The sequence below is a fragment of the Haloplanus sp. genome, from assembly GCF_028275055.1.
Lineage (GTDB): Archaea > Halobacteriota > Halobacteria > Halobacteriales > Haloferacaceae > Haloplanus.
The window spans coordinates 19,310-28,178 of record NZ_JAQCNJ010000061.1; the positions used below are offsets into that span (position 1 = coordinate 19,310).

Genomic DNA, 8,869 nt, shown 5'->3' on the forward strand with positions numbered 1-8,869 from the left:
ACTTGAATCCCGCCCCGCTACAGCAGTAGGCCTGCACCGACGTACGCCGAAATGTAACAGCAGGTCGCGAGACACAGCGCGACCCCAACGCGGTGTCCGAGAAGTGTCCGGTCAAGCCCCCGGGTCAATCCGGTCGAGAGCACGGTGAGCGCCACTGCGAGCCAGAGAACGTACACCCCGACAGCGATACCGAGTTCGCCGCTCGGGAGCGCACCTGTCCCGAACCCTGCGGTTCCTGTCTGCCCGACCCGGGCCGACAAGGCGACCGTCGCGCCGCCGACGAGCGGGCCGAAAACTGCCGCGGTGTTCGACAGCGTGCCCGTAACCTGTGTCAGTTCGCGCCGTGCGTCGCGTTCGACCCGGCGAAGTTTCTCGGCGTGTTCCGCCGTCGCGACCAGCGCGTCGCCGGCGGGACGGCCCTCGGTCGCTGCGAGACCGAACAGCTCGGCCATCTCGTGGGCGCGCCGGCTCGGGAGGGTTGCGAGGGCCCCGTGATCGCCGCGAAACGCCTCGGCTACCGTGACTCCGAGTCGCCGCCGTCGCTCCATCGCGTCTTCGAGGAGTTCACCCGTCGCGCCCGACACCCGGTTGGCTGCCGCTTCAACGGCCGTCTCGACGGCCTCGCCGGCTGATACGCGCCGCCCGACGAGATAGAGAGCGTCGTGGAGCTCCGACTCGACCGCAAGAACGCGTTCGCGGACGCGTCTGGCTCCACGGACACGAACCACGAGTGTGACACCCGGTCCGAGACCGGCGGCAACGACCGGTGTGGCCCAGCCACCGACTGCGCGCGCTGTGGCGACGACGCCGACCGCCGCCACGACGGCCCCGGCGACCACCGCACGCAGTCGATTGTCGGGCACCTCGGGGTGTGTCCGGCCGATCCGTGGCGGCGGGAACGCGACCGGGCGGCGAGCGAGGAGCCACGCACCGGCAACGGCCACGACGATCGGGAGGGCAAGATTGTAAAGCGCGATGATGACCGGTAGCGAGAGTCGAACGCCGGCTGCCCGTGCCGCCGGCAGGACGCCGACCAGCGCGAGTGGCAGAAGGACACCGAACGCGTACAGCGCCGTCACCGGTCCCCTGATCTCGGCGGCGAACGTCGCCAACTCCTCGCGTGCGCCGTCAAGCGCCGCCGCCACCGCCCGGTCGAGGTGCTGGTCGCGTTCCGTGGCCGGTGCCGACGCCGCGGCGTCGAGCCGGTCGATGGCCCGTTCGAGCGCAGGGAACCGGTCGCCCCACTCGTCGACGAACCGGTCGAACCCGCTCCGTGGCGTCCCGCGGGCCCGGCCGACGTGGCGCTCTAAACTCCGTGCTAGCGTCCCACTCCCGGCCTGTGCGGCGAAGGTGGCGGCCCGCTCCGTCGCGGGGTCAAGCCGCAGACGGAGCGCGGCGAGTCCGACGAGTGTAGCGGCTGACCCAAGTGCCCGTGCCCGACGCAACGTCGACAGAAACCGGACGCCTCGGTCCACGATCATCGGAACGCAGACGCCGACGGCCGTCCCGGCGGCCGCGACGGCGACGCCAGCTCGGTCGACACCGAGTACGGCCAGTCCCGCTCCGATACCGACGCTGACGACGGTTACGACGACCGCCACACTCCGGGCCGCACGCTCGACTGTCCCGGCCTCAACGTTCCAGTGCAGGTGTGCGAGCGCTCGGCCGAGCGTCGGGTCTGTGTCGACATCCGACGGCCACGCGGCGGCTAGTCGCTCGACGACCGTCCCGGTCATTCCGTCACCCGTTCTCTGCGCGCCGCGTCCACCTCGGCAGGCGACGTGCGCTCCGTCGCTGCGAGGTCAGTCAGAAGTGATTCGCGCTCGGTGAGTTCATCGAGAAGTTCCGTGTACGACTCCCCAGACCGAGTCAACGATGCCAGGAGGCGGCTGTTTCCGCGCTCAACGACGCCGGTCGGCTTCGCGATCCCGTTCTCCGCCTCAAACAGCGACTCGAAGGCGACACCCGCCTCGGTGTGGCGGACCTCCTCGATGGTGTCTACACGCCGGCTGTCGCCCGCGGTGAGCGTGACGAGGAGGTCGGTCGCGGTAAACGACGACGCCGGCACGCCGAGGTCGGTCACGACCCGCTCGAACACGGCCTCGGCACCGTTCCCGTGGATCGTTCCGAGAACGGCACTCCCGGCTGCACCGACCCGCATCGCCTCGTAGAGCGTCGCCGCCTCCTCGCCCCTGACCTCGCCGACGACCAGTGCTCCCTCGCCAAGCCTGAGCGCGGCTCGCAGCGCCTCCTCGGCCGACAGCGACGGCCCATCGCCGCTTTCGGTTCGAACCGGTTGCACGTCCCGACCGGCTTCCTGTAGTGTCGCCACCGGCAGTTCAGGCGTGTCCTCGACGACGACGGTCCGTGTCGTTGTCGGGAGTTCCCACAGGAGCGCCGAAAGCAACGTCGTTTTGCCGGCACCGCGCGGTCCGGCGATCAGCCCGGCCGCGGCGCGTTCGACGGCGAGTGAACAGAGCGCGGCGGCGTCAGGTGGGAGCGTTCCGTTCTCGACGAGAGCGGCGAGGGTCCAGGCCGTTGTCCCCTGCGTCCGGAAGACGAACCCGTGGCCCTGGCTCGCCGGGTCGGTGATCCCCGCGACACGGACGGTACCGCCGTTGAGCGTTTCTGTCGTCGCGTTGAGCGTGGGGTTGGCCCGCGAGAAGGCACGGCCGCTCTCCCGTCGGAACCGGGAGGCGAGCGCCGCAGTCCCCTCACGTGTTAGGTGGACGTTCGTCGGTAGTCTGTCGCCGTCGACGACGACCCGAACCGGGTTGTCGCTCACGGGCGCGGTTACGACCACCTCCGACACCAGCGGGTCGGCGAACAGATCGTCCAGAACGCCGTGCCCACGCGTCTGCTTCCGGAGCACCCGCTCGATCGCTTCGGTCGATACCTCGGTGGCGGCCACGTCACCGGCCGCGTGGATGGCCTGCGCGACCGGTCGACCGTCGTTCGCCATCGAACCTCCTTCTGCCAACCGACCGTACGCCGCCGCGAGTGTGCGCAATCCATCATCACTCAACTGCGTTTCGAGCGGGTCGAGCAGGTAGTAGCCACCCGTTTCGGTTCGGTACCGCCGCACCGTCGCGCCGGTGTCGAGGTCTCGGCGGTCGAGTAGCGTCGCCTCGGCTGGCGGCCGCTCCGACAATCGCGCGTTCGACACCGCCGGTCCGACTGTTGCGGGAAGCGCCCGTTCGTAATCACCGTCGGCCCGTTCTGCACCCACGGCCAGCCCCGTGGCCGCCGCGACGTCCGCGACCGGTCCGGCGCGTCCGCCCGCGGCGCGGGCGGCACCCAACGGATCGTCCCGTGCCCGCTCGGCGAGGGGTTCGTCATGCACGGCGACGCGAGCGACGAACCGACCGGCCGAAACGAGCAGCCCAACCGCCGCGTCGTCGTAGACCCGTTCTCGGCCGGCACACCGGACGCGGATCGCGTCGGCGTCGCGGTCTGTGAGCGCGTCGATCACCGTTGCGCGACAACGGGAGTCGGCCGCGAGGTCACCGTTCCCTGGGCAGCCGTCGGCGTCGACGACGAGTGCGACGCCCCGGTCCGGATCGACACCCGGTGGCGACCGAAACGACGGCTCGCACCGACACGCATCCACCGACTCGTCGTCCCGGAATCGGTCGAGTAGTCCCATGCGGATCCGTGGCCCCGGCATCGGGTTTGAACCTCAGCCCCGCCTGACGACCACCCCGGTCCCGTTGTCGCGAACGAGCGAGAGAACGAGTCGATGCCGGCCCGGCGTCCGGAGACGGATCGGTCCGTCCGGCGTCCGCAGGTCGACGTCCCGAAACGCCGTCCGCCGGGGTCGGCCGTCGCCCACCCGGTAGGCGAGCAGATCCGCCTCCCCATCGATCCGTAGCGTCGCCTCGCTTGCCGTCCACGACCGGGTCGGCAGCCGCACGCGGATGATCCGTCGTGGCCCGGTCACAGACGGTCGGGTCGGATCCTCGTAGGCGAGAAGCGACCGCGTTGCCCGGTAGAGTCGGTCGGTCTCACCGTCGAGATGGATCGCCGTCCGCGCCGCTCGACCCTCGTCGATCGCCGGCGTCGCAGCCGCCAACAACGCGACCGTCAGGACGGCGGCGAGGACGATGCGGATCACAGCAGCCGTCGGATGCGGTCGGCCAGCGATTCGGCCTCCCGGTCCGCTTCCGACCCGGCCCCCACCCGTTCGGTGTCGTGGTGGTCGGCCGTATCTGCTGCCTCGGCCGCCGCCGCGGCGAGCGCCGCATCCGTCCGTCCGTCCCCACTCACAGGGTGTGACGAGACCGACGAGGGCGCCGGTTCCACACCGTCGGTTCCGTCGCCCGTGCCGTCGACCGCTCCTACCTCGCTCCCTCCGCGGCCGTTGTCGTTCCCGATATCCGTGTGGCCGGGCGGTCCTGCTCCCGTGCCGTCCGTTTCGGCTCGATCTCTCATCTCTGTCTCGAGGCGTTCGACCCGCGCCACGGCGGCGTTCGCCCGGCGCTCGACCTCCTCGTCGACCGCCCGGATGCCGCCGGCGAACCCTCGGAGGGCCTGCACCGCCGCCTCCACGTCCGCCAGCCTGTCGTCGATGTCCTCGACCGTCGCCTCGAGGTCGTCGAGTCGACGCTCCATCCGTGCCGTCTCGGGGAGTCCATCCGCGGCGTGTCCGTCCGTGATCGCCCGTTCTACCGCGTCGACTCGGTCGTCCAGTCCGTCGTCCATACGGCGCGCTGGCCGCGTTATCGCACCTAAACCTTTCTCTCGGCCGGATGCGGGTGTCGAGAACGGTCCGATCCGGGTTACCCCATCTCGGTCACAGAAACACGGCGGTGAATTAAACACGTGTGGGACACATGTTGGCTGTATGAAGTCAATCCTGATCGGTGTCGGACAGGCCGGCGGTAAGGTGGTCAACGCACTGTCCGAGTTCGACGCGCGGAACGGATTCGGCTCGGTCGTCGGATCGCTCGCGGTCAACAGTGCCCGGTCGGATCTTCGGTCTCTCCCGCTGGAGACGGTTCTGATCGGCGGAGCCGAGGTGAACGGTCACGGCGTCGGCGGCGACAACGAACTCGGCACGAAGGTGATGCGTGACGACGCCGAAGCGGTGTTGAGCGCCATCGACGACCGGACAACGGCCCGCGCCGAGGCGATGTTCGTCGTCGCCGGACTGGGCGGTGGCACCGGCAGCGGCGGCGCGCCGTACCTCGTGAAGGAACTGCAGCGTGTCTACGACATTCCGGTGTACGGCCTCGGGGTTCTTCCCGGCCGAGACGAAGGCGCGTTGTATCAGTTGAACGCCGGCCGGTCGTTGAAGACGCTAACCCGTGAGGCGGACGCGACGTTACTGGTCGACAACGACGCGTGGCGGTCGGCGGGCGAGAGCCTCGACTCCGGCTACGAGGCGATCAACGAACGCATCGCCCGCCGCGTGGGCCTTCTGCTCGCTGCCGGCGAAGCCGTCGACGGCGTCGGCGAGTCGGTCGTCGATAGCTCGGAGGTGATCAACACGCTCCGTGGCGGTGTTGCGACGCTCGGCTATGCGTCGGCCGAGGCCGCACCCGACGCCGGTGGGAACGTGAACGTCGTCACGAGCACGGCCCGCCGGGCCGTCCGGTCGGGGCTCTGCCTCCCGGATACGACGAGTGCCGAACGGGGACTGCTCGTCGTCGCCGGTCGGCACAAGGCCGTCCCCCGGAAGGGCGTCGAAAAGGCGCGGTCGTGGCTTGAGACGGAACTCGATACGATGGAAATCCGCGGCGGTGACTTCCCGCTTGAGAACGACTGGTTGGCGTCGCTCGTTCTCCTCGGCGGTGTCGTGAACTCCGACCGACTCAACGGCTTTCTCGAACGGGCCCGGCAGGCGGCCGAGATGGGGGGACACGCGGACGCTCCCGATGACGAGACGCTCGTCGACGACCGGATCGACGGCCTGCTGTGACTACTTGGACGTGACGAGGCTGCCGCCGTCGAAGTCGGCCCGGCCGTACTCGACATTCATCAGGTCGAGAATGGTCGGCGCGATGTCGAACAGGTCCGCGTCGGCGACGTTCACCGACGGGTCGTCGACGAACAGCGTCGCGTTGTCGAAACTGTGCATCCCGTTCCGGGGCCCAACGTCGAACACCTCGTCGTGGCTCTTGAAACCCGATTTGAGATCGAACCCGTGATTGGGGATGGCGACCAGATCCGGCGCGATGTCGTCGTGTACGCCTCTGAACGCGTCCTCCTTTTTGACGACGCGTTCACACACCGGTCGACCGTCCGGTCCGTCGAGCGCTTCGAGCGCCGTTTTCAGTTCGTCGCGGGTCGCCTCGTACTCGTCCTGGGGTACCGACCCCCGCGGCTCGCGACCCTCGAGGTTGATGTAGAACCGCCCGGGGATGAGCGAGTAGGCCCGGGACTCCTCCGCGATGTCGGTGAGGTCGTCGTGGTCGTCGTTCTCGAAGGAGAGCCACCCTTCCTCCTGCAACCACGTGTTGAAATGGACCTCGTGGTCCAGCGAGGTGAACCCGTGGTCGCTGGCAACGACGAGCGTCACGTCCTCGTCGAGACGATTGCGGATCTTCCCGATGTAGTCGTCGACCTTCCGGTAAAACTCCATGAACGCCTCCTTGTTCGGGCTGTCTTGCTCGTAGTCTTTGAACAGGAAGTGGTTCACCCGATCGGTCGTCATGAAGACGCCGAAAAAGAGGTCCCAGTCGTCGCCGTCGAGGTAGTTGGTGAACGCCTCAAACCGGGTGTCGATGGTCTCGTGGGCATCCTCGAGGAACTCGCTTTTGTCGTCTTTGTGGCCGAGTTTCGCGTTCACGTCGATGGCGTACTCGATCGACCGGAGGTAGTCGCGGAGTTCGTCGGGGTGGGCTGCCTTGTCGACACTGGGCGAGAGAAAGCCAGACACCATTCGCCGGACGTTCCGCTGGGGCGGAAAGGTGACCGGCACGTTCATTACCGTCGCGGTGCGGTCGGTCCCCTCCAACCGGTCCCACAGCCGCTGTGCCTGCACGTCCTGTCCCATCGGTACGTACGTGTCGTACGACCCCGATTCCCGGTCCTGAAACCCGTACACGCCCGTTTCTCCGGGATTGACGCCGGTCGTGAGCGCCGGCCAACAGGCGCTCGACTCCGGGGGAACGATGCTGTCGATAGCGCCCGCCGAGCCCTCCTCGGCGAGCGCCGCGAAGTTCGGAAATTCATCGGGGTGGTCCGCGAGGAGACTGTACGGCACCCCGTCGATGCCGATGAATGCGACGCGCGGGTGATCCCCGCCGCGCAACCGATCGAACAGGCCCATACACCCAGCCTATCCGGGAAGCGCATAAGAACCTTCGTTTCCGGACGAACGCGGACGGCCTCGCCGGCACACCGCTCCGGTTGTTAGACGACCGTACCTCGTGGCCGCCGATCGGGCCTTGATCTCGCGGTGGTGTCGGAGCAAATCGACCGACGACGGCGTGTTAACCACACGTACCAAACCCCATAAGACCGCTTGGACCTACTGTACAGGTATGAGTACAACCGCTGCCACCGACGACCTGAACGAGAAACAACGTCGCATCCTGCAGTACCTCCGTGAAAACGCCGGCAGTAAGACGTATTTCAAATCCCGTCTCATCGCCGCCGAACTCGGCATGACCGCAAAAGAGGTCGGGGCGAACATGACTGCCATCCGAACCGGCGAGTTCGACGTGGCCGTCGAGAAGTGGGGGTACTCCTCCGGCACGACGTGGAAGGTCGACGCCTAAGGGTCGTAGCTGACGAACTCCGACGCCTCTTCGGCGAACGCCCGCGTCTCCGCGTCGAAGGAGTCGGCGTACCGAACCAACAGCGTGATGATCGTCTCCGGTCGGGCAACGGCGTAGCCATCCGAACGGTCCAAAAGCCCCGCGTCCTCGAGTTGGGTGGCGTGCGTGCTCACGGTTGCCCGCGAGACGTCGAGGGTGTCTGCCACCGCCGTTCCCGTTGCGTCCGGGTGACGGAGCAGTGTCAGAATCATGCCACGCGGCGTCTCGCGACGGAGGTAGCCAAGCGCCGTCTGCTCGAAGGTCGAAAACTGACCGGCGACGAAAAAGCGGCGGTAATCGCCGTCGCGCCGGGACACCAACGCACCGCCGTCGGTTCGCCGCTCCGGCGCCACCCCGTTTCCGTTGTTCCTGGGGCCGTCGTCGAGAAGACGGCGCAGATGATGTTGTGTCTCTCCGGTCCCGAGTTTCAGATCGTCGCGGAGTTTCGAGAAGTGTGCCCCTGGCGTTGTACTCACGTAGCCGAGAATGGCGTCGCGGACGCCCCCGTTCGCCTCGGTCGCCGTTGTGGTGGTGCTTCCGAGTCCGGCGAGTGGAACCGCCGCTCCGAGCGCGGCAAACCGGCGAAGCGTCGCTCGCTTTTCCTCGTCGACCCCCCGGTCCCCATCCGACATCGTCAGGTGTATAATCGGCTCGGACCGGCAAAAGCGTGTCGCACGCCCGTGTTACTCGGGCTCAGCCTCGGGATCGGCGGTGGTTCCGTCGGCGTTTTTCACGACTTCATCGGCGCTTTTGATGTCCGGTTTCGATCCCGACTTGATCGCCTCGGCCTCCTGTTCGAGTTCCTCGACGTCCATTTCGGCGGCCTCGTCGATCTGCCCGAGGATCTCCTCGATGTCGTCGAGACCGATGAGTTCCCGCGTTTCGTCGTCGAACGCCAGCGAGTCAAGCCCTTCCGAGTCCTGGACGTCGCTGCCGGTGAGTTGCTTGCCGTACCGACCCACCAGCGACGTGAGTTCCTGGGGGAGCACGAACGTCGTCGACTCGCCCTGTCCGATGCGCTCGAGCGTCTCCATTCCCTTGTCGATAACCGCCCGTTCACCCATCGACTCGGCCGACTTTGCACGCAACACCGTCGAGATGGCGTC

Annotated in this window: 8 protein-coding genes and 1 pseudogene; 2 read left to right on the plus strand and 7 right to left on the minus strand. The window is 67.7% G+C overall.

The window, feature by feature from the left end:
* Positions 1-17: 17 nt before the first annotated feature.
* The 4 genes from Q0925_RS08400 to Q0925_RS08415 are packed head-to-tail and all read right to left on the minus strand — an operon-like array spanning position 18 to position 4,701.
* Positions 18-1,736 carry a type II secretion system protein gene (locus Q0925_RS08400; protein WP_299334088.1) on the minus strand — a complete coding sequence of 573 codons (1,719 nt, stop codon included), beginning with the start codon at positions 1,734-1,736 and terminating at the stop codon, positions 18-20.
* Positions 1,733-3,646, minus strand: a complete 1,914-nt coding sequence (locus Q0925_RS08405; RefSeq protein WP_299334090.1) for an ATPase, T2SS/T4P/T4SS family — start codon at positions 3,644-3,646, stop codon at positions 1,733-1,735. Before Q0925_RS08405 ends, Q0925_RS08400 begins: the two co-directional genes overlap by 4 nt.
* A 33-nt stretch (positions 3,647-3,679) precedes the next feature.
* A complete protein-coding gene (locus Q0925_RS08410) occupies positions 3,680-4,114 on the minus strand; it encodes a DUF7311 family protein (protein ID WP_299334092.1) in 435 nt (144 codons plus the stop codon).
* Positions 4,111-4,701, minus strand: a complete 591-nt coding sequence (locus Q0925_RS08415; protein ID WP_299334095.1) for a DUF7310 family coiled-coil domain-containing protein — start codon at positions 4,699-4,701, stop codon at positions 4,111-4,113. Before Q0925_RS08415 ends, Q0925_RS08410 begins: the two co-directional genes overlap by 4 nt.
* Positions 4,702-4,843: 142 nt before the next feature.
* Between Q0925_RS08415 and Q0925_RS08420 the strand changes: the two genes are divergently transcribed.
* Positions 4,844-5,920, plus strand: a complete 1,077-nt coding sequence (locus tag Q0925_RS08420; RefSeq protein ID WP_299334098.1) for a tubulin/FtsZ family protein — start codon at positions 4,844-4,846, stop codon at positions 5,918-5,920.
* On the opposite strand, the gene Q0925_RS08425 is transcribed toward Q0925_RS08420, so the two are convergent.
* Positions 5,921-7,273, minus strand: a complete 1,353-nt coding sequence (locus Q0925_RS08425; RefSeq protein WP_299334100.1) for an alkaline phosphatase family protein — start codon at positions 7,271-7,273, stop codon at positions 5,921-5,923.
* Between the two features lie 214 nt (positions 7,274-7,487).
* On the opposite strand from Q0925_RS08425, the gene Q0925_RS08430 reads away from it, so the two are divergent.
* Positions 7,488-7,724 carry a DUF7123 family protein gene (locus Q0925_RS08430; protein ID WP_299334102.1) on the plus strand — a complete coding sequence of 79 codons (237 nt, stop codon included), beginning with the start codon at positions 7,488-7,490 and terminating at the stop codon, positions 7,722-7,724.
* On the opposite strand, the gene Q0925_RS08435 is transcribed toward Q0925_RS08430, so the two are convergent.
* Both Q0925_RS08435 and Q0925_RS08440 read right to left on the minus strand, forming a co-directional pair.
* A complete protein-coding gene (locus Q0925_RS08435) occupies positions 7,721-8,395 on the minus strand; it encodes a winged helix-turn-helix transcriptional regulator (RefSeq protein WP_299334105.1) in 675 nt (224 codons plus the stop codon). The genes Q0925_RS08430 and Q0925_RS08435 overlap by 4 nt on opposite strands.
* 51 nt (positions 8,396-8,446) lie before the next feature.
* Positions 8,447-8,869, minus strand: a pseudogene (locus Q0925_RS08440) (phosphoesterase); the annotation flags it as partial.